Source organism: Janthinobacterium aestuarii (assembly GCF_051380835.1).
Lineage (GTDB): Bacteria > Pseudomonadota > Gammaproteobacteria > Burkholderiales > Burkholderiaceae_D > Janthinobacterium > Janthinobacterium aestuarii.
In genome coordinates this window covers 968,460-992,693 of record NZ_JBNYXU010000001.1, presented here as the reverse complement: position 1 = coordinate 992,693, position 24,234 = coordinate 968,460, and the positions used below count along the sequence as shown (strand labels likewise).

Annotated in this window: 23 protein-coding genes; 8 read left to right on the top strand and 15 right to left on the bottom strand. The window is 64.6% G+C overall.

Features of this window, described 5'->3' with window-relative positions:
- Positions 1-10 precede the first annotated feature (10 nt).
- From ACQ4WO_RS04475 to ACQ4WO_RS04450, 6 genes are all read left to right on the top strand, one after another.
- Positions 11-478, top strand: coding sequence for a universal stress protein (locus ACQ4WO_RS04475; RefSeq protein WP_436480385.1), 468 nt, complete (start codon positions 11-13; stop codon positions 476-478).
- A 141-nt stretch (positions 479-619) separates the two neighbouring features.
- On the top strand, positions 620-1,264 hold the full coding sequence (locus ACQ4WO_RS04470) for a response regulator (RefSeq protein WP_034750556.1): 645 nt from the start codon (positions 620-622) through the stop codon (positions 1,262-1,264).
- Between the two features lie 336 nt (positions 1,265-1,600).
- Entirely contained in the window at positions 1,601-2,407 is an 807-nt protein-coding gene (locus ACQ4WO_RS04465) for a Crp/Fnr family transcriptional regulator (protein WP_034750901.1), read from the top strand.
- Between the two features lie 250 nt (positions 2,408-2,657).
- Complete coding sequence (hemP, locus tag ACQ4WO_RS04460) at positions 2,658-2,855, top strand: hemin uptake protein HemP (protein WP_034750559.1); 198 nt, start codon at positions 2,658-2,660, stop codon at positions 2,853-2,855.
- An 85-nt stretch (positions 2,856-2,940) separates the two neighbouring features.
- On the top strand, positions 2,941-3,267 hold the full coding sequence (locus ACQ4WO_RS04455; RefSeq protein WP_128142320.1) for a hypothetical protein: 327 nt from the start codon (positions 2,941-2,943) through the stop codon (positions 3,265-3,267).
- Between the two features lie 38 nt (positions 3,268-3,305).
- Positions 3,306-4,535 (top strand): DUF2325 domain-containing protein, encoded by a 1,230-nt coding sequence (locus ACQ4WO_RS04450; protein ID WP_436480384.1) that lies wholly within the window; start codon positions 3,306-3,308, stop codon positions 4,533-4,535.
- Positions 4,536-4,549: 14 nt separating this feature from the next.
- On the opposite strand, the gene ACQ4WO_RS04445 is transcribed toward ACQ4WO_RS04450, so the two are convergent.
- Genes ACQ4WO_RS04445 through ACQ4WO_RS04425 form a run of 5 tightly spaced genes read right to left on the bottom strand, consistent with a single transcriptional unit; the run spans position 4,550 to position 9,017 of the window.
- Complete coding sequence (locus ACQ4WO_RS04445; protein ID WP_436480383.1) at positions 4,550-5,914, bottom strand: sulfite reductase subunit alpha; 1,365 nt, start codon at positions 5,912-5,914, stop codon at positions 4,550-4,552.
- Between the two features lie 12 nt (positions 5,915-5,926).
- Complete coding sequence (locus ACQ4WO_RS04440) at positions 5,927-6,955, bottom strand: FAD:protein FMN transferase (RefSeq protein WP_436480382.1); 1,029 nt, start codon at positions 6,953-6,955, stop codon at positions 5,927-5,929.
- A gap of 26 nt (positions 6,956-6,981) precedes the next feature.
- A complete protein-coding gene (locus ACQ4WO_RS04435) occupies positions 6,982-7,806 on the bottom strand; it encodes a DUF4198 domain-containing protein (protein WP_436480381.1) in 825 nt (274 codons plus the stop codon).
- A 10-nt stretch (positions 7,807-7,816) separates the two neighbouring features.
- On the bottom strand, positions 7,817-8,332 hold the full coding sequence (locus ACQ4WO_RS04430; RefSeq protein ID WP_070303571.1) for a DUF2271 domain-containing protein: 516 nt from the start codon (positions 8,330-8,332) through the stop codon (positions 7,817-7,819).
- Between the two features lie 31 nt (positions 8,333-8,363).
- Entirely contained in the window at positions 8,364-9,017 is a 654-nt protein-coding gene (locus ACQ4WO_RS04425; protein ID WP_436480380.1) for a PepSY-associated TM helix domain-containing protein, read from the bottom strand.
- A 264-nt stretch (positions 9,018-9,281) separates the two neighbouring features.
- On the opposite strand from ACQ4WO_RS04425, the gene ACQ4WO_RS04420 reads away from it, so the two are divergent.
- Entirely contained in the window at positions 9,282-9,779 is a 498-nt protein-coding gene (locus tag ACQ4WO_RS04420; protein WP_436480379.1) for a pyridoxamine 5'-phosphate oxidase family protein, read from the top strand.
- A gap of 84 nt (positions 9,780-9,863) precedes the next feature.
- On the top strand, positions 9,864-10,463 hold the full coding sequence (locus tag ACQ4WO_RS04415) for a DUF2239 family protein (protein WP_436480378.1): 600 nt from the start codon (positions 9,864-9,866) through the stop codon (positions 10,461-10,463).
- Positions 10,464-10,478: 15 nt separating this feature from the next.
- Here the strand turns inward: ACQ4WO_RS04415 and ACQ4WO_RS04410 are convergent, their stop codons facing one another.
- From ACQ4WO_RS04410 to ACQ4WO_RS04365, 10 genes are all read right to left on the bottom strand, one after another.
- Positions 10,479-10,742, bottom strand: coding sequence for a hypothetical protein (locus ACQ4WO_RS04410; protein WP_436480377.1), 264 nt, complete (start codon positions 10,740-10,742; stop codon positions 10,479-10,481).
- Positions 10,743-10,970: 228 nt separating this feature from the next.
- Positions 10,971-11,330 (bottom strand): KGG domain-containing protein, encoded by a 360-nt coding sequence (locus ACQ4WO_RS04405; protein WP_436480376.1) that lies wholly within the window; start codon positions 11,328-11,330, stop codon positions 10,971-10,973.
- Between the two features lie 193 nt (positions 11,331-11,523).
- Complete coding sequence (gene pdeM / locus ACQ4WO_RS04400; protein WP_436480375.1) at positions 11,524-12,195, bottom strand: ligase-associated DNA damage response endonuclease PdeM; 672 nt, start codon at positions 12,193-12,195, stop codon at positions 11,524-11,526.
- Positions 12,192-14,657, bottom strand: coding sequence for a ligase-associated DNA damage response DEXH box helicase (locus tag ACQ4WO_RS04395; RefSeq protein WP_436480374.1), 2,466 nt, complete (start codon positions 14,655-14,657; stop codon positions 12,192-12,194). Before ACQ4WO_RS04395 ends, pdeM begins: the two co-directional genes overlap by 4 nt.
- Positions 14,654-16,285 carry an ATP-dependent DNA ligase gene (locus tag ACQ4WO_RS04390; protein ID WP_436480373.1) on the bottom strand — a complete coding sequence of 544 codons (1,632 nt, stop codon included), beginning with the start codon at positions 16,283-16,285 and terminating at the stop codon, positions 14,654-14,656. The genes ACQ4WO_RS04395 and ACQ4WO_RS04390 overlap by 4 nt, the downstream gene beginning before the upstream one ends.
- Positions 16,278-17,318, bottom strand: a complete 1,041-nt coding sequence (locus ACQ4WO_RS04385; RefSeq protein ID WP_436480372.1) for a ligase-associated DNA damage response exonuclease — start codon at positions 17,316-17,318, stop codon at positions 16,278-16,280. The genes ACQ4WO_RS04390 and ACQ4WO_RS04385 overlap by 8 nt, the downstream gene beginning before the upstream one ends.
- 90 nt (positions 17,319-17,408) lie before the next feature.
- Positions 17,409-19,091 carry a RecQ family ATP-dependent DNA helicase gene (locus ACQ4WO_RS04380; RefSeq protein ID WP_436480371.1) on the bottom strand — a complete coding sequence of 561 codons (1,683 nt, stop codon included), beginning with the start codon at positions 19,089-19,091 and terminating at the stop codon, positions 17,409-17,411.
- A gap of 112 nt (positions 19,092-19,203) precedes the next feature.
- Positions 19,204-19,602, bottom strand: coding sequence for an MAPEG family protein (locus ACQ4WO_RS04375; protein WP_034750597.1), 399 nt, complete (start codon positions 19,600-19,602; stop codon positions 19,204-19,206).
- Positions 19,603-19,652: 50 nt separating this feature from the next.
- Positions 19,653-23,033 (bottom strand): hybrid sensor histidine kinase/response regulator, encoded by a 3,381-nt coding sequence (locus ACQ4WO_RS04370; protein WP_436480370.1) that lies wholly within the window; start codon positions 23,031-23,033, stop codon positions 19,653-19,655.
- Positions 23,030-24,154, bottom strand: a complete 1,125-nt coding sequence (locus tag ACQ4WO_RS04365; RefSeq protein ID WP_436480369.1) for a hybrid sensor histidine kinase/response regulator — start codon at positions 24,152-24,154, stop codon at positions 23,030-23,032. The genes ACQ4WO_RS04370 and ACQ4WO_RS04365 overlap by 4 nt, the downstream gene beginning before the upstream one ends.
- Positions 24,155-24,234 lie beyond the last annotated feature (80 nt).

The window sequence follows — 24,234 nt, the reverse complement described above, 5'->3', positions numbered from 1 at the left end:
AGGATCTGCCATGTATAAGAAAATTCTGATCGCCACGGACGGCTCCACCGTCTCCAACTTGACGGCCTGTGCCGGCGTTGCCTTTGCCGAACAGATGCACGCCGACATCCTTGCCGTGTACGTGGCGCCCGAATACCAGTACCCGGTATACATCGAGATCATTCCGCCAAGCTACCCCAGCGAGGAGGAGTACCGCATCGCCATGCGCAAGGCGGGCGCCGACCACTGGCAGCCCATCCTCGACGCGGCCGCCAAGCGGGGTCTGGAAGCGACGGGCTTGACGGCCTTTTCCGACAGCCCAGCCCTGAAAATCGTGGAAGCGGCGCAATTGCAGCATTGCGACCTGATTTTTATGGGTTCGCATGGCCGCAGCGGCTGGGGGCAATTGCTGCTGGGCAGCGTGACCAACAAGGTGCTGTCGCACTCGAAACTGCCTGTGCTCGTGCATAGGCTGATCAAGGAACCGCCGTCGGAATAAGGGGTCACATGGCCACGGGCGCCGCCGTTGTCGGCAGCTGCAGCAAAAGGCAAACGTGCGGCCATTTCAGTTAAAATGACAACATTTCTCGCTTCTCAACATTTGAATGTCCGGTGACGGACCCCTCCAGATTGCCCGCCTATGATACGTATTGTGATTGCCGACGACCACACCATCATGCGAGAAGGATTGAAACGCATCCTTGACGGCGCGCCGGACATCGATATCGTGGGTGAAGCCATCGACGGCTTTGAAGTACTCAACCACGTACGCCAGGGCGGTTTCGACCTGCTGCTGCTCGACCTGTCGATGCCGGGCCGCAGCGGCGTCGACCTGATCCGGCAAATCCGCAGCGAGGCGCCGAAGCTGGCCATCCTGATCCTCACCATGCACGAGGAGGAACAATATGCGGTGCGCGCCATCCGCGCCGGCGCGCAAGGCTATCTGACCAAGGAAAGCGCGGGCACCCAGCTCGTGGGCGCCATCCACAAGGTGGCGTCGGGACGTCCGTATATCAGCGCCGAAGTAGCGGAGCAACTCGTGCTCAACATCATGATGCCGAATGAAAGCTTGCTGCACAAACAGTTGTCGGACCGCGAGTTCGAAGTCTTTTCCCTGCTGGTGGCGGGCAAGTCAATCACGGAAATCGCCAACAATCTGCACCTGAGCGTCAAGACGGTGAGTACGCACAAGACGCGCATCATGCAAAAGATGGGCATGAGTTCGCTGTCGGAAATGGTGCAGTACGCCGTGGCGCACCGCCTGCTATCCCCGTTCAAAACCTGATTCCGGCGGCGCGCGCCCGCGCGTCAGCTGTAGGAACAATCCTACCTCACCTACCACAGCTCCTACCGCCATATTCAGCCACTGCTGATATTAATTGCAGGCGGTTGTTGGCATACTGAAACCAGTAATCAAGTTGCTGGGAAGTTATTTCATCACACAGCAAGTCGTCAGCGAATTGAGCTTTACTGCCTGGACGCGCGCCGCCCCTTCCCTGCCCGCCGTCCTGCACACCCCGTCATTCAACTCTGAACTACCTGTCACCAGGAGATGAACATGCTGTCCACGCAAACGCCCGAAACCCGCGCTGCCTCCCCATCGCTGGCCCCCTCCTCTCCGATGGAAGCAGGGCGCCAGCGCCAAGGGCGGCTCTGGTCGAACCTGAAGGAGGTGTGCGACCTGCTGCATATCTCCAGCGCCTGCACCATCGCCGCCGACGAGCTGCTGTTCCAGCACGTGCAATTCAAGACGGGCCAGCGCGTGCACACCATCGGCCAGCCGTTCGACACGCTGTACATCGTCAATTCGGGCTTCCTGAAAACCGTGCTCATCGATGAATTCGGCAATGAACAGGTACTGAGCTTTCCCATGAAAGGCGACATGCTGGGCGTCGACGGCATCCACTCGCGCCATTATTCCTCGGAAGCGGTGGCCCTGTCCGACTGCGACCTGATCCTGCTGCCGTTCAAGAAGCTGACGGCGTTGGGACGTGTTCACCTGGAACTGGAAAACGTCATGTACGGCGTGATGAGCCGTGAACTGGTGCGCGAACAGGCGATGATCGGCATGCTGGGCGCCTTGAGCGCCGAAGCCCGTGTGGCGCGCTTCCTCGTCTCGCTGGCCGACCGCTTCGCGCAGATGGGCTACTCGAGCAAGCTATTCAACCTGCGCATGACGCGCCATGAAATCGGCAGCTACCTGGGCCTGACCCTGGAAACGGTGAGCCGCACCCTGTCCGCCTTCAATGAAATCGGCCTGATCTCGGTTGACCAGCGCACCATCGGCATCAAGGACCCGGACGCCCTGAAAACCCTGCGCCGCCTGCCGCCTTCGCGCTCGCGCGCCAAGCAGCTGGCCGCCGCCAAGCTCAAGGCCGACACTACCGCGGCCGCCACTGCCTCGGCGCAATTGCTGGCCACGATTTAGCGCCATTCCGATTTCTTCCAGCTTGGCACAGGCTTGACCCGGCCAAGGCGCGCACCGCCTTCCGGGTCTTTTTTGCTGCCGCTCCCCTTCCACGCCGTGCCAGCGGCCGCCTTGTCGCAGCCGCCTCGCCCAAGGTGCCGTGCCGCCATAAAAAAGCGCGGATTCCCTACAAATAAGCCTTGCTTTTCGGGCCACATTCAACAATAATGCAAATACGAATCATTCTCAACTGAGATAAAGAAAGCCCAACATGCAAAGCTCAAAACCAGCCTTGATCCAGGATGCCGCTACTGCCCACGTCCGTCCTCCCGTCAGCATGGCCCAGCCGGCGCGCCGCATCACCAGCGAAGCCCTGTTGCAGCAGGGCCGCGAAGTGGAGATTGAACACAGCGGCAAGATCTATCGCCTGCGCGTCACCCAATTGAACAAGCTGATCCTGACTGCCTGAAGCAGCACGGCAGCCAGTCACCACGCTCGCCAGCCAGTCGCGCCCCGTGCGCGCAGCCAGCCAAACCACCGCACAGGAGTGTTTGATGGCGCACGACCGACCTTCCCCGATGTTTTCTTCCCCGCAAGGCCAACAGCCTGAATTACTGCTGTCGGCCGTGCTGCACCTGATGTCGCACTACCATGCGGGCAGTCCCTGCGAGAAACTGGCCGGTGTCATCGAACGCCATCTGCAAGCGCTGGCAGGTTCGCCCGGCCTGAGTCCCGTGCTGCAAGCAACTTGCCAGCAACTGTCGCAGCAATGGGCCGCCCTGGTGGCGCTGCACCAGCCCACGCCGCCGAAGACCACCTTGCTGGATCGCCTGGCACGCATGCTGAGCGCCAGACGTCCCGCTTCGCCCCTGCCGCAATAGTTCTCTTCAACATCGCCACCGCCCAACAGGATACCGCCATGTGTGACAAAGACCAGTCCCTGCCCGTCATCAGCAATTGCGCCCCCGCCGACACGGAAACGGCCGCGCTCGCTTCGCGCCGCCGCCGGCTGTGGGAACTATCGCACACCTGCCATTGTCCGTTGGTGGGCGTGGGCCTGCCATTGGGCTACCTGCGCAAGCTGGTGGGCAAGATGACGGGCGGGCGCGTGCTGGCCGACGACTACGAAGTGCACGTGGGCGCCGTGACGGAATGCGGCGTGCGCAACCGCCTGTCCGAAGCGCTGCAAAAGGAACTCGAACGCCGCTACGCTCCCGTGATCCTGCGCTTTCGCGGCGCCAAGACCACGGAGCAGGTAGCGCAACTGTGGCGCACGGCCGTCGCCAACGGCGACGTGTCGGGCGCTTTCTGGGCCGGCCTGACGCACCCGCGCTGCGATGCCGAGCTGGAAGAGCAGATGTGCCGCGACCTGCACATGATCCAGCACCAGGCCGGCGCCTGCGTGCGTGCCGACATGGGAAAATTTACTGCCTTGCAGGAAGAAAACGCGCGCCTGACACAGGAACTGGCCAAGCTGCAACAACGCAGCCAGGCAGCACTGATGGAAAAGACGGGTGAGCTGGAACGCCAGGAAGCCGTGCTGCTGCGCACGCGTGCCGAGGCTATCGGCAAGGATAGCGTGATCGACGGCTTGCGCGCGGAACTGGCACAGTTGCAGGCCGCCATCCCCGCCCTGGAATCGCGCACGCGCCTGGTCGAGCGCCTGGCGCAAATGGATGAGCGCGAAAAGGAATTGCGCCAGCAAATCGCGGAATTGAAACATGCCCAGCCGCGCCCAGCCGCTGTCGCGCCACCACCGGCGCCGAAGCTGGAACTGCCGACCGGCGGCAAGCTGAAGATGCCGATCCGCCTCGTCGACCAAAGCGTCTTGTGCGTGGGCGGACGCAGCGGCAATGTCGCCACCTACCGCGCCCTGATCGAGCGGGTGGGCGCGCAGTTCGCCCACCACGACGGCGGCCTGGAAGACAATGCCAACCTGCTCGATTCGAGCCTGGCGGCGGCCGACCTGGTGATTTGCCAGACGGGCTGCATCAGCCACAGCGCCTACTGGCGCGTGAAGGATTACTGCAAGCGCACGGGCAAGCGCTGCGTCTTCATCGACAACCCCAGCATCTCCAGCCTGGCGCGCGGCTTGCAGGAAGTGAGCGGCGAAATGGACACGGCGCCGCTGGCCGACATCCAGCCGTAAGCAGTCCTTCTTTCTTAATACACGTCGCGCCGGTAGCGCCCTTCGGCTGCCAGCGCGTCGAGCGCGGGCCGGCCCAGGATCTCTTGCAGCGCCTGGTCGACGCCGCCCGCCATGCCGGCCAGGCTGCCGCAAATATAGATGGCCGCGCCCTGCTCCAGCCACAGCTTGACTTCATCGGCATTGCCGCGCAGGCGATCCTGCACGTAGGTCCGCTCCGCCTGATCGCGCGAAAACGCCAGGTCCAGACGCGGCAAGTCGCCGCTGGCGTGCCAGCCTTCAATCTCTTCGCGATAATGAAAATCGTGGGCCACATTGCGTTCGCCAAAGATCAGCCAGTTGCGCCGCTGCCCTGCCAGCACGCGGCTTTTCAAATGTCCGCGCAAGCCGGCGATGCCGCTGCCGTTGCCGATCAAAATCAATGGCCGCTGGGCATTGTCTTCCAGGCGGAAACGCCGGTGCTGGCGCAAGCGCAGCTGCACCACGTCGCCGACCTTGGCCTGCGCCGTGAGCCAGCCCGAGGCCAGGCCCAGGCTGCCATCGGGATGCGCATGCTGGCGCACCAGCAAGTGCACGCCGCCATCGCGCGGGATCGAGGCGATCGAATATTCGCGCGGCTGCGATGGGTCGGCGGGCGCCGTCACCTGCACCAGGTCGCCCGACTGCCACTCCGGCAAGGCGCCCGCCACGGGCGCCAGTTCCACGTGATAAATGGCGCCGCCGGCGCTGCCAGGGTTGAGGTGGCGCCGCTGCGTCAGCCGCCAGTCGCCAAACGCGGGCGCGCTCCAGTCCGGTGCATCGCTGGTGCCGGCCAAGTGGCTCAGGTGCTGGAACCATTGCTCAATGGCGGCGCTGGCGCTGCGGTCGACTTCGATGCGCTCGAACAGGCGCGACGCGCCCTGCCCCGCCAGCCAGGCATCGAGCGCGCGGCCGAAGCCGCAAAATTGGCCATAGCTGCGGTCGCCCAGGGCCAGCACAGCATAGTGCAATTGCGGCAGCGCAATCTCACCCGTCATCAAGCGGCCCATGAAGACAGCCGCATTGTCGGGCGCGTCGCCTTCGCCATACGTGCTGACCAGGAACAAGGCCCGTTCCGCCTGTTGCAGATCAGCGGCTGTCACTTCGGCCAGCGCACACAGGCGCACGGGGATGCCGGCCAGCTGCAGGCTCTGCGCCGTTTGCGCGGCCAGTTCCTCGGCATTGCCCGTCTGGCTCGCATACGCCACCAGCCAGGGCCGGCTGTTGACCAGCGCCGCCTTGGCCGCGTCGGACGTGCGGCGTTTGGCGCGCGCGCGCAGCCAGGGCGCCAGGCACACGCCCGCATAACTGAGGGACAGGGCGGCCAGCAAGGCCAGCCGCGTCGTATCGTGCGTAAAAATCATGGAATTAATCGTTCATTCGTCGAGCATGGCCAGCATGTGGCTGCTCAGCGTTTCGTGGTAGCCGTGGCCGTCGCGCTGCAGGAAGCGCGCGGCCAGGCCCTGTTCTTCTGCCAGCGCCATGCCGGCCTCGACGCCCAGCACGGTCAGGGCCGTCGACCAGGCGTCGGCCGCCATGCATTGCTCGTGCACGACGGTGACGGAAGCGAGTTGATTGGCGATCGGCATGCCGCTGCGCGGATCGATGGTGTGCGAGAAACGCACCGTGCCGTCCTCGAAGAAACGCCGGTAATCGCCCGACGTCGCCACGGACAAGCCGTGCAGCGCCAGCAGCATTTCCGCCGGATGCCGCTCGGTATTGGCGCCATCGACCTGTTCCAACATCACCCACCACGGCTTGCCGTCGGGCTTGCTGCCGGCGCCGCGCAGTTCGCCGCCCACTTCGACCAGGTAATGGTGGATGCCCTGGCTGTCCAGGTAGCGGGCCAGGCGGTCCACGCCATAGCCCTTGGCGATGGCGGACAAATCGAGCTGCAAGCCGCCCGGCTGGCGCGCGCGGCGGGCCGGCAAGTCCAACTCCAGGCGGCGGCGCTGGCCTTGCGCCAGCAGCAGGGCCACGCTATCGTCTTTTGGCGGCAAAAAGCCCGGTTCATCGTAGCGATGGCGGGGGCCGAAGCCCCACAGATTGACGAGGGCGCCCGCGCACGGGTCGTACGCGCCGCCCGACGCTTGCGACACGTGCATGGCAAAGCCCAGCACCTCGCAAAACGCGGCGGGCAGGCTGTGCCAGCTGCCTGGCTCGGCCCGGTTGAAGCGACCCAGGTCGGACTCGTCGCTCCAGTGGCTCATTTGCGCCACGACCAGGTCCAGCTGCTGCTGCAAGCCCTGCTGCAGGTCGGCGCTGCCCGCGCGTCCCGGCATGGCGGACTCGAGCAGGCGCACCGACCAGCTGGTGCCCATGGACAAGCCGCGCAAGTCCCGGATCGCGGCGCCGGGCGGCGCGGCCTGATCGGAAATATGCTGCGGCAGCAGGACCCGGCGCATCGGCGCTCTCGTGACGATGCCGCCGCTTACTGCGGCAGCACTTCCACGGTGGCCGCGTACGTCATGCGGCGCTCGGGCATCACCGGCGGCTGGCCGGCCACGGCCGGTGCGGCCGCTGGCCAGGTGCTGCTCAGGTAATACATGCCGGCCGCCGGCACAGTGAACGTGATCTCGCCCTTGGCATCCGTGCTCTGGCGGATTTCACCGAGCACGCCACGGTAGCGCACGCCGCCTGGCACCAGGCTGAAGGCCTGGTTCGCCGCCGGCTTGCCATCGACGAGGAAGCGCCACGTGGCTTTCTCGCCCGCGCGCAAATCGTTCGGGTGCGTCACGGGCACGAATTCCAGGCCCACGCCGGTCGGCTTGAACACTTCCGTGCTGGTTTCGCCATTGCTGAAGAAAGTTTCCAGGCGCGCTGCCGTGCGCGTGATTTTCAGCTCTTGCGCGTCGGCCGGCACTTCCTTCTTGAACGTCTCTTCGTTGCCGCGGAAACGCTTCTGCTCGCCCTTGAGCTTGTAGCTGCCCATCACATTTTGCGACACGATGGCCGCCTTGTACGTGCCCGGCTTTTCCATTTTTACGTCGAAGACGCTGCGCAAACGGCCCGTGACCGTGTTCGCCGGCGTAACCTTCGCGCCATCCGGACCGGTGACTTGCAGCGCATCCAGGCGCAGCGGCTGGTGGTCGATATCGAACAGGCCGTCGGAAACGGCCGCGTCCACCGTCACCCAGGCGTCCTTGCTTTCCACCATCGTGCTCGATGGCACCATCCAGCCGCGGTGGGCGTGGGCGTTCATGGCCAGGCCGGCCAGGGCCACGGCGATCAGGGATTTGTTGAATTGCTTGAACATGATGTGCGCCTTATGGTTTGAGTTGGACGACGACATTGCCGAGTTCTTCCTTGCCCTTGGCAGGCACGGACTGGGCCGATTTCAGCGGCCACTGGAACGGAACGCGCACCAGTTCGCGTCCGCCCGCTTCGCGCGCCGCTTCCACGACCACCTGGTATTCGCCGGCCGGCAGCTTGTCGAGCAAGGCTTTGGCGCCGGGGAATGTCAGCGTATGTTCGCCGGGCGCGCGCGTGGCGCCGCTGACGCCGTCAACGGGCATGGCCAGGTCGCGGCCGCTCTTGCGCCACCATTGACGCATGTCCTTCAGCCATTTTTCACCGGCCTTGTCCTTCTTTTTCACGTCATACAGCACGGCCAGATTGCCAACGACCTTCTGATCCGCCGTTTCCAGCCACGCTGCCACGTAGGGACGGTGGTATTCCGCCACGTTCAGTTGCGGCAGTTCAATCTTGAGGGACAGGTCGGCAGCCATCGCCGACGTACCGATCAGGGGAAGGCCAAGCGCCAGGGAGTAGCGTAATTTCATGGTGTGCCTGTAAAAAGGAAAAATAAAAACATCAGTGGATAAACAGCAAGGCGATCGCGCAAGGTATCAAGATACCGAGGCCCACCATCGGCCAGGTAAATGGCCGGTTGGCCGCGTGGAACTTCAAAATCAACAAACCCGTCAGGCAAAACACGATGCAGGCGCCGGCAAAGATGTCGATGAACCAGCTCCAGGCCACGCCCGTGTTGCGGCCCTTGTGGACATCGTTGAGCCAGGACACCCAGCCCCGGTCCGTCAATTCATATTCGGCGGCCCCGTCTTCGAGGCCGATGCGCACCCAGGCGTCGCCACCCGCCTTGGGCAGCGGCAGATACACTTCGTCGCTTGACCATTCGGCGGGACGCCCGCCCGCATTGAGCGACCATTGCTGCTTGAGCCAGGCTTCGGCGGCCGCCGGCATCGGTGCGTTGGCGCCATCGTGCTTGGCGGCATACGCGGCCAGTTCCGTGACGAGGGGCGCCGGCAACGCCGCCTTCTGGCGCGTGATCGCCGGCTTGGCTTCGATCTGGCCGGCGTGGTTCAAAGTGATGCCGGTAATGGCGAACAGAAACATGCCCAGCAGGCAAAGCGCTGAGCTGATCCAATGCCATTGATGCAAGTTCTTCAGCCAGACGGCGCGGCTGGCGTTGTTCCTGGCCTTGTCTGCGGCGCCCGCATCAGCCATCAATCGCTCCCGGCAAGGAGCGGGCCAGGTGGCGCGACAAGTCAGTGTGCTTCATTCCCATCCTTCAATCAAAGTGCATGCTTATATTTTCAAACAAATGATAATGATTATCATTTATTAAGTCAATACATGGGGCGCCCCGCCGGGCCAGCGTTTTGTAACAGCTTTGAAACAAAGCTGGCCTGCTACGTAAGCTGCCGTACAGAGCCGCTTGCCGCACCCCGCCTATGCTGTTGTTCAGGACAATCAAACAGGAGCAAGCACATGCAACAGTATTCCAGCGAACAACTGGCCAACATCGCGGCCAAGATCAAGGACGTCAAATTCGGCATGCTGACCACCAGCGACGACATGCGCACGCTCACCAGCCGGCCGCTGACGCAGCAGCAGGTCGACAGCGAAGGGCAAATCTGGTTTTTTGTCTCGGACGATGCCGCTTACACGCGCGACTTGCTGAACAATCCGCAAGTCAACGTCAGCTTTGTCGACACGGGCGACAGCCTGTATGTGTCCGTCTGCGGCCACGCGCAGCTGCTGAAAGACCGCGCCAAGGCGGAGGAATTGTGGAATCCGCTGGTGAAAGCGTGGTTCCCGGGCGGACTCGACGACCCGAAGCTGTCGCTGATCAAGGTGACGATACAGTCGGCCGAATATTGGGATAGCAGCGCCAGCAAGATGATGCAATTCTATGAAATGGCCAAGGCCGCCATCACGGGCGAGCCGCCGAAAGACATGGGCGAACACGGCCGGGTCGAGCTGTAGCAGACTTTTTCTATTTTACCCGGGTGTTATTGACTTTCAATTTAACCCGGGTAAAATTGCCTGCATTCCCCATGGAGGCAAGACATGCATACCAATCCCCCTGCAGCAGCTCAGCTCACCGCCTTCGCCGGCAAACGCAAAGTGGCCGCCGGCCCCTTGCACGCGGTCGCGCAATCATTGAAAGAACTGGTGACGCGCGAACCCGACGCGCAGATCCTGATTTTCGACGACGCCAGCGGCAGCCAGGTCGACCTGCACCTGCATGGCAGTCTGGCCGATGTGCTGCAGCGCCTGCCACGCGCGGCCACGCCGGCGCCGCAGGAAGACACTCCCGCGCGCACGGCGGGACGGCCGAAACTGGGGGTGGTGGCGCGCGAAATCACTTTGCTGCCCCGTCACTGGGAATGGCTGGCAACGCAGCCGGGCGGCGCTTCCGTGGCCTTGCGCAAACTGGTGGAACACGCACAGCGCGGCAACAAGGCGCACGACGAACAGCGCCAGGCGCGCGAAGCGGCCTATAAAGTCATGAATGCGCTGGCCGGCGACGCGCCCGGCTTTGAGGAAGCGAGCCGCGCCCTGTTCGCCGGCAAGCAGCCGGCGTTCCTCGCGTGCGTGCAGAACTGGCCAGCCGACGTGCGCGAACACGTCTTGCAGCTGGCACAGCGGGGATGGTCCGAAGGTTAAGCGAAGGTTGGAAGATCAGACGCCCGTGCTGCCCGTGGTATCGGGCGCATCGTCGGCGCTCTGCCGGCTCTGCCCGGCGGAGCCGGCCTGGTGATGGGGCAAGCGGTCCGCGCGCCGCACTTCGCCGATGGAAAACAGATCGTCGCCGATATCGAGGCCTTGCTCGCTATCGACCAGCACAAAGTTCTCGGCCGAATCGGCCGTGCTTTGCTTGCTGCCCGCCGTGGCCGGCGTGCCACCCTGCTTATTGCCGGGCTGCGGCGTAGTGGAGTTACCCATCATCTTCTCCCTGATCGTGAGTGCGTGAGTGCGGATTGACTGCGTTCACTACGTTGACTGTGCGTGGGCCATGGCCGGCGCAGCTATTTCATCATAGTCCATGCCTGCTGCGATACATCAAAATTTTTGCGCTAGCCAGCGGTAGCCAAATAAGCGCGGCCCTGGTCAGCGGCGCGCCTGTCTTCCGCTGGCCAGGGCCCATTGCTACTTTCTACTGCTTACCAGGCACTACTTGTTGCGCGACCCCGAGCTGGAACCGGAACCGCCGCTTTGCTTGTTGCCACTGTCGCGGCCGCCATCCTGGTTCATGCTGGCATTGTCGCGCGAGCCGCTGGAGCTGGAGGCGCTTTGCCGGTTGCCATCATTCTTGTGGCTTTGGCTGCCTGCACGGCGTGCCTCTTCCGACGTGAACTCATGCGCCGTGCCCTTTTCATGCGCGGCACGTCCGCCTTCGCTGGCGATTTCACGCTGCTGGGCGGGATCCATGGAAGCGAAACCCCGTTTGCTGGTATCGCTTTGCTTGTTGCCACCGCTGCTGCCACTACTGGTTTTACTACCTTGCTGTTTATTGTCGCTCGATGTGGCCATGATAATCTCCTTGATCGATGGAATCGGAAACAGTGCAAACCATGCAATTCTTCCCCCTCGCATGGCAAGGGAACCGTCATCTTAGTGCGCACATGGGGTACAGGAAATAGGAGGATGGCAAGAGTGCATGTAGGATGAGTCCCGCCTACGGTGGCGTAGTTACTTTCAGTTTTCCACCAAAAGTACCAAACACTCAGCAGTTAGCCGGTAGCGGAAAAATCGCCGCGTCTGCCGTCACGTAGACGCGCTCGCCAGCACCCGGGCGCACCGCATGGCCGCCCGTGAAAGCACCAAACGAGGGCAAGATGGCGCGTTGCCGGCCCAGCAGGAAACACGGCAAGCGCAAGCCGCCCCTACCAGTGCGCAAGTGGAACACGGGATGCACGTGGCCGGCCAGCACATAGCCGGGCGCCACGGTATCCGGATGATGGCAGAACGACAGCCTGCCCACCTGGTGCGGTTCATCGACCATGCGTATCGCCAGCGTGGCGGCCGGGTCGCCCGCATGCGCATCGTGGTTGCCGCGCACTACCGTCAGGCGCAAGTCCCGATGGCGCGCGCGCCAGGCCAGCATGGCCGCCACGGTAGCGGGCGCATGCGCGGCGCGCGCGTGCAGGAAGTCGCCAAGAAAGACGATTTCCTCGCAAGCGTAACTGGCCAGCAAGGCGTCGAGCGCCAGCAGGTTGTGCGTCGTGGTGCCGCGCGGCACGGGCACGCCCAGCGCGCGAAACGCGGCCGCCTTGCCGAAATGGATGTCGGCGATGACCAGCATCCTGCGCGCCGGCCAATAGATGGCCTTGTGCGCCAGCAGCCAGACGATCTCGCCATCCAGCTCCACCACGCAGTGTGCCTGCGGGCCACTCATGCGGCCGCCTTTTCCAGCGCGCTGACCAGGCGCGCCACCCGGTCCGACAGCTTTTCCGTCGTCAGCTGTTCGCGGAAGCGCTCGACCATCAGGCCGAAGGCAAATGGCGATGCCCGTTCCAGCGCTTGCAGGGAAATGCGCCGTCCATGCAGCTCGCGCAAGGTGGCGCGCAGGCGCGTCAATTCCAGTTCCTGTTCCAGCACTTCGCGCTGCGCCTGCGTGAGCAGCAGATTGGCCGCATCGTGCTTGCGGAACACTTCAAAAAACAGCGAGGACGAGGCCTGCAACTGGCGCGCGCTTTTCGGCTGGCCCGGATAGCCCTGGAACACGAGGCCGGCGATGCGGGCGATTTCGCGGAAGCGCCGCTGCGACAATTCCGTCGCATTCAGGCTGGCCAGCACGTCCTCGAGCAAGTTGTCGGTGCTGAACAGGGCAAGATCGGCGCCGCTGGCACCCGACAACAGCGGCGCAAAATCGATGTCGTCCGCGCCCAGCAATTCAAAGCCGTAATCGTTGACGGAGATCGACAAGGTCGCCGGCTGCACGCGCGCGATGCGGTAGGCCAGCAAGGACGCCAGGCCCAGGTGCACGGAGCGTCCCGCAAACGGATACACGAACAGGTGGTGGCCTTCGCGGCTGGACAAGGTTTCCAGCAGCAAGGTCGCGCGCGTAGGCAGGCTCGACCATGCCTGCTGGATGGCCAGCAGCGGCGCCAGCGCGCGCATTTCCGGGCCGCTGGCCTTGCCCTCCTGCGCCAGTTGCAACTGGTCCAGCACGGCATGCGCGAGTTCCGACGACAGCGGCATCTTGCCGCCCTGCCAGCGCGGCACGGCGCCGCGACTGCCGGTTGCGCGCCGCACGTAGGCCGTCATTTCGTGCACGCGCACGAATTCCAGGATGCGCCCGCCGAACAGAAAATGGTCGCCCTGCTTCAGGCGCGCGATGAACGATTCCTCGATACTGCCGATGCGGCCGCCACCGAGGAACTTGACCTGGATCGCCGCCTCCGACACGATGGTGCCGATGCTCATGCGGTGGCGCCGCGCCAGGGCCACGTCCGGCACGCGGTACACGCCTTCCTCGTCCGGCAGCACTCTCCGGTATTCCGGATACACGGTCAGGCTTTGCCCCCCGCGCGCGACGAAATCGAGCGCCCATTGCCACTCGTCCAGGGTCAGGTGGCGGTAGGACCAGGCCGCGCGCACTTCCGCGTACAAGTCCGGCGACGTAAAACCGCCGCCCAGCGCGATCGTCACCAGGTGCTGCACCAGCACGTCGAGCGGCTTGTCCGGCACGGGCCGCGCTTCCAGGTGGCCTTGCGCCAGGGCAGTGCGGGCAGCGGCCGCTTCCAGCAATTCCAGGCTGTTGGTGGGTACCAGGGTGACGCGCGAAATGCGCCCCGGCGCGTGACCGCTGCGCCCGGCCCTCTGCACCAGGCGCGCGATGCCTTTCGCGCTGCCCACCTGCAGCACGCGCTCGACGGGCAGGAAATCAACGCCCAGGTCCAGGCTGGACGTGCACACGACGGCTTTCAGCTCGCCCGTTTTCAGGTGCTGCTCGACCCACTCGCGCACTTCGCGGTCCAGCGAACCGTGGTGCAGGGCGATCAAGCCCGCCCAGTCGGGCCGCGCATCGAGCAGGTGCTGGTACCACAGCTCGGCCTGCGAACGCGTATTCGTAAACACCAGGGTGGTGGCGCTGCCCTCGATCTCGGCGATCAACGGTTGCAGCATCTGGATGCCCAAGTGCCCACCCCAGGGAAAGCGGGTGGGGTTGACGGGAATCAGACTGTCGACGAGGATGCGCTTCTTGACTTTGCCTTCGACCAGCACGCCGGCGTTTTCCGCGCCCAGCAAGACGTCCTGCGCCTGCCGCAAATTACCCAGAGTGGCCGACAGGCCCCACGTCATCAATGCGCCATGCCAGCGGCGCAAGCGGGCCAGCGCCAGCTGCACCTGCACGCCGCGCTTGCTGCCCATCAGTTCGTGCCACTCGTCGACGATCACGGTTTCCAGCAGGCTGAAACGTTCGCGGGCATCCGCCTGGCTCAGCATCAGGGACAGGCTTTCCGGCGTCGTGACGAGCACCTCGGGCCAGGCCTTCGCCTGCCGCGCCCGCTGCGCCGCGCTCGTGTCGCCCGTGCGCGCCTCGATGCGCCAGCCGGGGGCAAGCTCCGCGCCCGAGGCTTGCAGCGCGCGCACCGTGTCGGCCGCCAGCGCCCGCATGGGCGTGATCCACAGCACGCGCAAGCCCTGCTTTCGTCCCTTGCGTTGTAGTCGCTCGGCGCGCAGCAAGGCGCCGAACCAGACGGCATACGTCTTGCCGGAGCCCGTGCTCGCGTGCAGCAGACCGGACTGGCCCTGTGCAGCCGCACGCCAGACGGCGCGCTGGAACGGGAACACCGCCCAGTCGCGCGCGTCAAACCACGTATCGATACGCTGCGCCAGCGCGCTTTTGCTCATGTGGCCTGGACCAGCATGGCCTTCAGCGTGGCCAGCGTGTCCGCATCGGCGATGGCCTTGTCGTCACGCCGGCGCAGGATGCGGGGAAAGCGCACGGCGATGCCCGCCTTGTGGCGGCTGGACGCGGCGATGCCTTCGAAGCCGATCTCGAACACCATCGTGGGCTTGACGCTGCGCACGGGGCCGAATTTTTCTATCGTCGTCTTGCGGATGGCGGCATCGACTTGCCCGATCTCCGCATCCGTCAAGCCCGAATACGCCTTGGCGAACGGCACCAGCTTGCGCTCGCCTTCCTCAACGTCATCCCACACGGCAAACGTGTAATCCGTGTACAGCGACGCGCGCCGGCCATGGCCCGCCTGGGCGTAGATCAGCACGGCGTCGATCGAATACGGGTCAATCTTCCACTTCCACCAGGTGCCCACGTCTTTCGTGCGGCCCACGCCATACGCGGCAGACATGGCCTTGAGCATCATGCCCTCCACCCCGCGCGCCCGCGATTCGCTGCGGATGGCCGCCAGTGCCTCCCAGCTTGCCGCCGCTATGCGCGGCGACAAACGCAGCGCGGGAGCATTTACCTGCGCCACTACGCTTTCCAGCAGCGCGCGGCGCTCGAGCTGGGGCAGCTGGCGCACGTCCACGCCATCGAGTTCCAGCACATCGTAGGCCACGAGCACGGCCGGCAGCTCGGCCAGCAGCTTGGACGACACGCTCTTGCGGCCCATGCGTTGTTGCAGATCGGCAAATGGCGCGGGCACGTCGCCCGGCTGCCAGATAAGGATTTCGCCATCGAGCACGGTTCCCTCGGGCAAGGCCAGCTGTGCCAGTTCGGGAAAACGCTCCGTGATCAATTCCTCGCCACGCGACCACAGCCAGTTCACGCCCTCTCGGCGCAGCAGCTGGGCACGCATGCCGTCGTATTTCCATTCGACCAGCCAGTCGCCGATGTCGCCGAGGTTCTGCGGCTCCGCCTGCAAGGGATGGGCGAGGAAAAACGGGTACGGCTGGCCGCCGCGCAGCGCATGTTCACCGTCCGACTGCGCCGCGATCAGCTTGAGAAATCCAGCGCCTGTGGGGCTGACCTTGCCATCGGTCCAGCCCATCAGGCGCTGGGCGATCAGCTTGCTGTCGACGGCGGCAATGGAGGCCAGCGCGCGCGTCACCAGCAACTTTGACACGCCCACGCGAAAGCCGCCGCCGATCAGTTTGATCAGCAGGAAGCGTTCGCGCGTTTCCAGCTCGTCCCAGTAGGCCAGCAAGTCGGTGCGGATGGTCTCGGGCGGCGCGCCGCGCAACGGCGCGATGCGCTGCTCGACCCACTCGGCCAGGCCGATATCGCTGCGTTTGGCTGGCGCGGGCAGGATCAGGGCGATGGTTTCGGCCAGGTCGCCGACGGCGTGATAGGCCTCGTCGAACAGCCAGGCGTCAAGGCCAGCCCGCTCGGTCGCATACTCGCGCAGCAACTTGGTGGGCACGGCCTGGCGCGGCTTGCCGCCGGCCAGGAAATACACGGCCCAGGCCGCGTTTTCCGGAGAGGCGCCGCGAAAATACGCTTGCAGCGCCGCCAGCTTGCGGCTGGTGGACGTCGTCTCGTCGAGTTCCGCGTACAGCCGGGCAAAGTCACGCATGGGTGACGTCCTCCGCTGCCGTGGACACGCCGGGCACGCCGTCATCGGCCTCGTCGTCGCCATACTCCGTCTCGAAGCCGCCCGCCTGCCAGCCGTTCTGCTGCAGCCAGCGCACCATGACGGGAATCGAGCCGTGCGTGACGATGATGCGTTCGGCCTGCGTGGCCGTGATCGCTTGCATCAGGCCGGGCCAGTCGGCATGGTCGGACAGGACGAAACCCCGGTCCACGCCACGCCGCCGGCGCGCGCCGCGCAGCAGCATCCAGCCGCTGGCGAACGCATCGCTGTAGTCGCCGAAGCGCTTCATCCATGGCGAACCGGCGGCCGACGGCGGCGCGATCACCATCGCCGTTTTCAGGGCCGCCTTGTCTGTCACGTCGCTCACCATGACGGTGGCAGGCAAGGCCACGCCCGATTCGCGGTAGACCTGCGTCAAGGCCTGCGCCGCGCCATGGCAGATGATGGGTCCGATGGAAGGGTCGAGCCCCGCCAGGATGCGCTGCGCCTTGCCGAAGGCATAGCAGAACAGCACGCTGGTGCGCCCTTCGGCCGCATTCCTGCGCCACCACTGCTTGATTTCATCATTGATTTCCTGCGGCGCCTGCCAGCGGTAGATGGGCAGGCCGAACGTCGATTCCGTAATAAAGGTATCGCAGCGCACGGGCTCGAACGGTACGCACGTGGGGTCCGGCTGCAGCTTGTAGTCGCCCGACGCCACCCACACTTCACCGCCCACTTCCATGCGCACCTGGGCCGAGCCCAGCACGTGGCCGGCCGGATGCAGCGACACTTGCACGCCATGGTGTTCGATGGTCTCGCCATACGCGAGGCCCTGGATGGACACGGCGCCCAAGCGCGCGCGCAGCATTTGCTCGCCGGGCGCGGCGCACAGGTAATGCCGGTGCCCGACACGCGCATGGTCGGCATGCGCATGCGTGATGATGGCGCGCTCGACGGGACGCCACGGGTCGATGTAGAACTGCCCCGGCACACAGTACAAGCCTTCCTTGCGCACCACCACCATGTCTGCCATGCCCTGCCCCCTGCGTTAAAAAAAGCGCGTTGGAATGGGCTGATTCTAGCGCTCTTGCGCCAAATCACTGTTCGGCAGCGCACCATGGGTTCACGCGGGAACGACGAACTCCGCCATGAAGGTACGCGTGGTGTTTTCCGGAAAGGCAATGGTGACCTGGTCGCCCGCCACCGACAGCACGGTGCCGATCTGGTAGCGCGGTACGCGCACGCGGCTGCCGACGGCGATCTGGGGCGCCGGCGCAGGTACTTGAGCAGGCGCTGGCAACTCATCCAGGGAGATGGGCGCGGCCAGCGCCGGCGGCGACTGGCAATTGTCGCAGGTGCAGCAGCGCTCGAAATCGCCGGCATCGCCAAAGTAATCGAGCAGCAGTTTCCAGCGGCACAGGCCGCTTTGCGCATACGCCACCATCTGCTCGAGCGCCTGCTTGTCGCGCTCCTGCTTGTCGACATAGATCTGCGCCAGCTGCGCATACGCAGGCGTGGCGTCCGACAGGGCTGTCAAGCGGTAGCCGAGCTTGCGGTCCTGGCGCAGCAGCTTGCCGTCCTTTAACAATTTCAGGCACACCTTCAAGTGGCCGTCGGAAAACTCGGGCAAGCGCGCTGCCAGCGCGGCGAACGCGAACGTGGCCGGCAATTCTTGCGCGGCCGCCACGAGGGCGGCCAGTTCTTCGGCCGTGGGATAGTGCTTGACCAGAAAGAACTGCTGCACCCGCTTGTCTTCCTGGAAGTACAGCAAGGTGCAGTCGGCGGGCAAGCCGTCGCGCCCCGCCCGGCCCGATTCCTGGTAGTACGCTTCCAGATTGGCCGGCACCTGCAAGTGGATGACGAAGCGCGTGTCGGGCTTGTCGATGCCCATGCCGAACGCGTTGGTGGCGACCATGATGCGGCGCTCGCCGTTCATGAACAAATCCTGGTTGTGCTTGCGCTCGCGCGCCGCCAGCTTGCCGTGGTAGCACGTGGCGCTCTCGCCCAGTTCCGCCAGCCGCGCCGCCAGGTCCTCGACGGCCTTGACGGTGGCCGCATACACGATGCCCACGCCCGTTGTCTCGCGCAGCAGGCGCAAGACTTCGTCCTGTTTCTCTCCGGCATTCGTCACCTGGATCACGCGGTAGCGCAAATTGGCGCGGTAGATGCCCGTATTGATGACCTGCAGCTTGCGCGCTTCGAGCTGCGCGTCGATATCGTCTATCACTTCCCCGGTGGCCGTGGCCGTCAGCGCCAGCACGGGCGGACGGCCCAGCGCGCGCAGGGCGGCCGCGATTTCCAGGTAGGCGGGACGGAAGTCGTGGCCCCACTGGGAAATGCAATGGGCTTCATCGATGACGACCAGGCTGGGCGGCGCGCTGGCCAGCAAGGACAGGAACTCGGGCATCGCCAGGCGTTCCGGCGTGCAAAAGATGATGAGCCTGCCGCCCTGGGCGATGCGGGCGATGGCGTCGTCCTCTTCGGCGCGCGACAGGCTGCTGTTGAGCTGCACGGCCGTAATGCCCAGTTCGTGCAGCTTTTCCAGCTGGTCTTTCATCAGCGAAATCAGCGGCGACACGACCAAGGTGGCGCCCGGCAACAGCGCGGCGGGCAACTGGTAGCACAGGGACTTGCCGCTGCCGGTGGGCATGATGGCCAGGGTGTCGCGCCCGGCCAGCACGCTGTCGATGACTTCCTGCTGGCCCGTGCGCAGCCGCGCCACGCCGAAGACCGAGCGCAGCAGGCGCTGGATGTGCCGACCGGACTTGTTCACCGAAGCGGACTTGTTCACCGAAGCATGCATCATTGCCGTCCTAAAAGTAAAAGCACCATGCCGGCGCCCCTGCGCCAAGGTGAGTTACTTTACGGCCGGGTCTGGCGCACCGCCATAGGACGGGCGCCAGCGCTGACGTAGGAATTCAGGAAGCAAACAGGATGGCCCAGAACAGCATCAGCAAACCGGCAATCGACACGCACCACACGAGCGTGCGCACGACGGGCACGCCAAACGCGTACAGGGGCAGGTACAGCACGCGCGCGGCCAGGTACAGGGCGGCGCCGTACAGGGTCAGCGCGCTTTCCTGCGCCGTCACGTGGGCGATCAGCACGGCGGCGGCGAACAGGGGCAGGGTTTCGAACAGGTTCGCCTGGGCCCGCCGCAAGCGGCCCGTGATCTTGCCCACGGGCGGCCCGTCGCCGTCGCGCGCGCTCACGTTATAAGCCGTGCCCGTTTCGCGCGTGCGAAAAAGCGCGGGCAGGAGGATTTGCACCAGCGCCAGCACGAGGGTACAGGCCAGCATCGTCAGTTCAGGAGTCATCCATTTGCCTCTGCAGGGTGAGACGGGCAAGCCATGCCGGCGCATGCCCGTCAGGGTTGGTCGAGTGCCGCTTGCAACTCCAGCAAATCATAGGGCTTGCGCAAGACGCTGGCGGAAAAGCCCAGTTCATCCATCGACTCCTTGCCATAGCCCGTGGAAAAGATAATGCGCATGCCCGGTTTATCGCGCAGCACCATGCGCGCCAGCGCGATGCCCGACATGCCGGGCAGGCTGACATCCGTAAACAGGATATCGAAGTCTTGCTCGTTGAGCAGTTTCCACGCCGCCTCGCCATCGGACACGCCGCTGACCGTGTGGCCCAGCATGCCCACCAGTTCACACACCATCAGCTGCGAATCGAGATTGTCTTCCACCACGAGTATTTTCATCGATGTCGGCATGTCCCCCTGCGGAGCCAAAGCGTGGCCCGTCAAGTCCAGCCCCGGCGTGCCGCCCAACCCGCTGGCCGACGTGCTGTCGGCCAGCGGGGCGCCGGACCGTTCAAACTGGCGCGCGCGCATTTGCTGCTGGCGGTTGGCCAGCACATGGCGCAGCTTGCGCGCCAGTTCTTCGCGCCGGTACGGTTTGCTGAGCAATTCAACTCCCGCGTCGAGTCTGCCCTCGTGCACGATGACATCCTGCGCGTAGCCCGACGTAAACAGCACGGCGATATCGGGCTGCAACTCGCGCGCCTGGCGCGCCATCTCCGTGCTGCTGACGGGACCGGGCATGATCACGTCCGTAAACAGCAAGTCGATCTGCGCACCGCTGTGCAGCACGGCCAGCGCGCTTTCGCCATCCTCGGCCTTGAGCACCTTGTAGCCGAGCGCACCGAGCATGTCGACCACGGTCGTGCGCACGCCCACGTCGTCTTCCACCACGAGCACCGTTTCCGTGCCGCCCGTGACGACGCAGCTCAATTCCAGCTCCTCGTCCGCTTCGGCCATCAGGGAACGGGGCAAATAGATTTTGACTCCCGTACCCACGCCAGGTTCACTGTAAATGCGGATATGGCCGCGGCTTTGCGCGACAAAGCCATACGCCATCGACAGGCCCAGGCCCGTGCCCGCGCCTTCCGGCTTGGTGGTGAAGAACGGTTCGAATGCGCGCTGCAGCACGGAACCGCTCATGCCACGGCCCGTATCGGTCACGGACAGCATCACGTACTGCCCGGCAGGCACGTCGACCAGGTTGTGCACATACTGTTCGTCGAGCACGACATTGCCCAGCTCGATGGTCAGCTTGCCCACGCCATCCATGGCGTCGCGCGCATTGATGGCCAGGTTGAGGATGACGTTCTCGATCTGGCCACGGTCGACCAGGGTATTCCACAACCCGCCACCGCCCACCAGCACGATGTCGATCGCTTCGCCCAGGGCGCGCCGCAGCAACGCATCCATGTTGCGCACCACGCGCGCCAGGTCGGCCACCACCGGTTGCAAAGGCTGGCGCCGGGCAAACGCCAGCAAATGCGACGACAGCTTGGCGCCCCGCTCGACGGCGGCAATCGCCGTGTCCAGGCGCTGGCGCATGAGGCCATCCGTGCCCGCCAGGTGCTGCAGCAAATGCAAATTGCCGGAAATGATTTGCAGCACATTATTGAAATCGTGCGCGATGCCCCCCGTCAGCTGGCCCACGGCTTCCATCTTTTGCGCCTGGCGCAAGGCGTCTTCCGCCTTCGTGCGCTCATTGACTTCCTGTTCGACCCTGTGCTCGAGCGTTTCGTTCAATTCATGCAGCGCTTTTTCCACGCGGCGCCGGTCCGTGATGTCCGTCTTGACGGCGATCAAGGAACGCGTCTGTCCCTGTTCATCGACCAGGCGGCTGACATTGCTCGACACCCACACTTGCGAGCCATCGGGCTTCAGGTAGCGTTTTTCCAGCGAGAACGATTCGCCCGTTTCCACCAGGTGCTGGAACAGCACGCTGTTGCCGGGCACGTCCGCCGGGTGCATGATGTCGTTCATGTTCAGGCTCAGCAGCTCTTCGGCCGAGCGGCCCAGCATGCGGCACAGGGCGCCGTTGACCCTCTGGAAACTGCCGTCGAGGCCCAGCTCGGACAAGCCCACCGAGGCCTGGCCGAAAATGGCCGCCATGCGCTCCTGGCTGGCGTTCAGTTCATCCTCGATCTGGCGCCGCTCCGTCACGTCGAACGACACGCCCACATAGCGGCGCTGGCCCGGCACGCGGCCAGCCACCACCTCGCCCTGGCGCGCGATCCAGCGCAGCGCGCCATCGGCAGGACGGCGGATGCGGTACTCCACGTATTCGAGGGGATTGGGCGCCACGTCCAGCTTGCTCGGCCCGACCTTCTCGTGGTCGCGCACATCGACCAGGCTTACCAGCAGGCGCTCCGTTACTTCTTCCTCGTCGGCAATGCCCCACAGGCGGCGGAAGGTGGGCGACACCAGCATCGCGCCCGTCTCGGGGAACCATTCGAAGGTGCCGATGCCGCCCGCCTGCTGGGCCAGGCGCAAGCGCTCCTCGCCTGCCATGCGTTCGGTGACGTCGATGCCTTCGACGAGGATGCCCGTGACCGCGCCCTCGTCATCCTTGATGGGCTGGTAGACGAAGTCGATCTGGCGCTGGCCCGTCTGCCCGTCCGCCGTCTGCAAATCCACCTTCACCTGGCGTCCCTCGTACGGTTCGCCCGTGCGGTAGACCTGGTCGAGCAGTTCGATGAATCCTTGCTCCTTGACTTCAGGCAAGGCCGCTTCGACTGTCTTGCCCAGCAGATCGCGATGACCGACCAGGCGCAGATAATGTTCATTCGCCAGCTCGAACACGTGCCGCGGCCCGCGCAGCATGGCCATGAAGCTGGGCGCCTGCTGGAACAGGGCGCGCAGCAGCGCGCGTTCCTCGCCCAGGCGTCGGTTGGCCGCGCGCACGGCCTCGCTCTCGGCCTGCAATATGGTGTTGAGTTCGCCCAGTTCGGCCGTGGCCAGCTTCAGCTGGCGCCCCTCTTCCATGCGCGCCGTCAATTCCAGCGCCGTGCACAGCACGCCATCGACCTGGCCGTCGGCGCCATGCACTGGCGTGTAATACAGGTCGAAACAGACATCCGCGCGCTGGCCGTCGCGCAACAGCGGCAGGCAGCATTCGCGGTGCACCTGCGTCTCGCCGCGCAGTCCCGCTTCGAGGATATGCGCGTTCCAGTCCCAGATTTCGGGCCAGACGGCCGGCACCGTGCCGCCCAGCGCCGCCGGATGGCGCGCCCCGGCGATCTGGATGTAGTCGTCGTTGTAAATCATCACGTGCTGCGGGCCCCACATCAGCACCATCGCCATCGGCGAATTGAGCACGATGTCGACGCTGGTGCGCAAATGGGCGGGCCAGCCATCGAGCGGGCCCAGGCTGGTGGCGGACCAGTCGCGCTGGCGCACCAGCTCGCCCATGTTGCCGCCGCCGCGCGGCCAGGCTGGCGCGCTCATGTCGCCATGTCCGCTTGCACGCGCACCTGGCACTGGCGCGGGATGCGCACGGTCGCCAGCGTGCCCTGCGCGGCCGTCGAACTGATCTCGACCGTGCCGCCATGGGCCTTGACGAACATGTTGACCGTGTACAGGCCCAGCCCCAGGCCCTGCGCCGTCCTGCGCTTCTCGCCCGCCTGCTGGAACGGCTCGAACAGGGTCGGCAGCAAGGCGGCCGGGATGACGCCGCGATTGGCGATGCGCAATTCAATGCTGCCGGCGTCGCGTCCGTCGAGGGCCAGTTGCACGGGCGCACCCGCCTCGCCATGTGTGATGGCATTGTTTAACAAATTCGAGATGACTTGCGACAGCAAACCCGCATCGCATTGCCCGTGCAGATTACCCACGCTGCTGACCTCGACCAGCGGGGTCTGCCCGGCCGTCTCGCACTCCTCGACGATGGCGCGCGCCAGCGCCAGGTAGTCGTGCGTGCTGCTGCGCAACTCCATCGTGCCCGAGCGGATGCGCGCCAGGTCCAGCAACTGGTCGACCATGCGCCCCATGCGCTTGGCGCTGCTTTCGATGCGCTGCGCCGTGACGATCACCTTCGGGTGGTCGCTCATCATCGGCAACAGCATGGCGCCGTTCATCACCACCGACAAGGGCGTGCGCAAGTCGTGACCCAGCACGGCCGTGAACAGTTCATTCAGGTGCAATGCGTGCTTGAGCTCGTCGAGCTGGGCCGACAATTCACGTCTCTGCTGGTACAGCTGGACCAGCACGGCCACCTTGCTTTGCAAGGCCTTCACGTCGATGGGTTTGTAGAGAAAGTCGACGGCGCCCGCCTCGTAGCCGCGGAAGCTGTAGCTCGGTTCGCGCGATGCCGCCGTCAGGAAAATCAGGGGAATGCTGCGCGTGCGCTCGCTGCCGCGTATCAGCTCGGCCAGCTCGAAACCATCCATGTGCGGCATTTGCACGTCGATCAGGGCCAGCGCCACTTCATGTGTCAACAGCAATTCCAGCGCTTGCGCGCCCGAGCTTGCCTTCAGGATGACAATACCGGGCCGTGCCAGCACGGCTTCGGCGGCGACCAGGTTTTGCGCGATGTCGTCAACGACGAGGATATGGATAGGTGCGGTCACGGAATCATCTTCAGGCATCGCAACGGCAAGATGCCATCGTGTTTCGATATGAACATCAACATTGTTTCAATTCTCACATA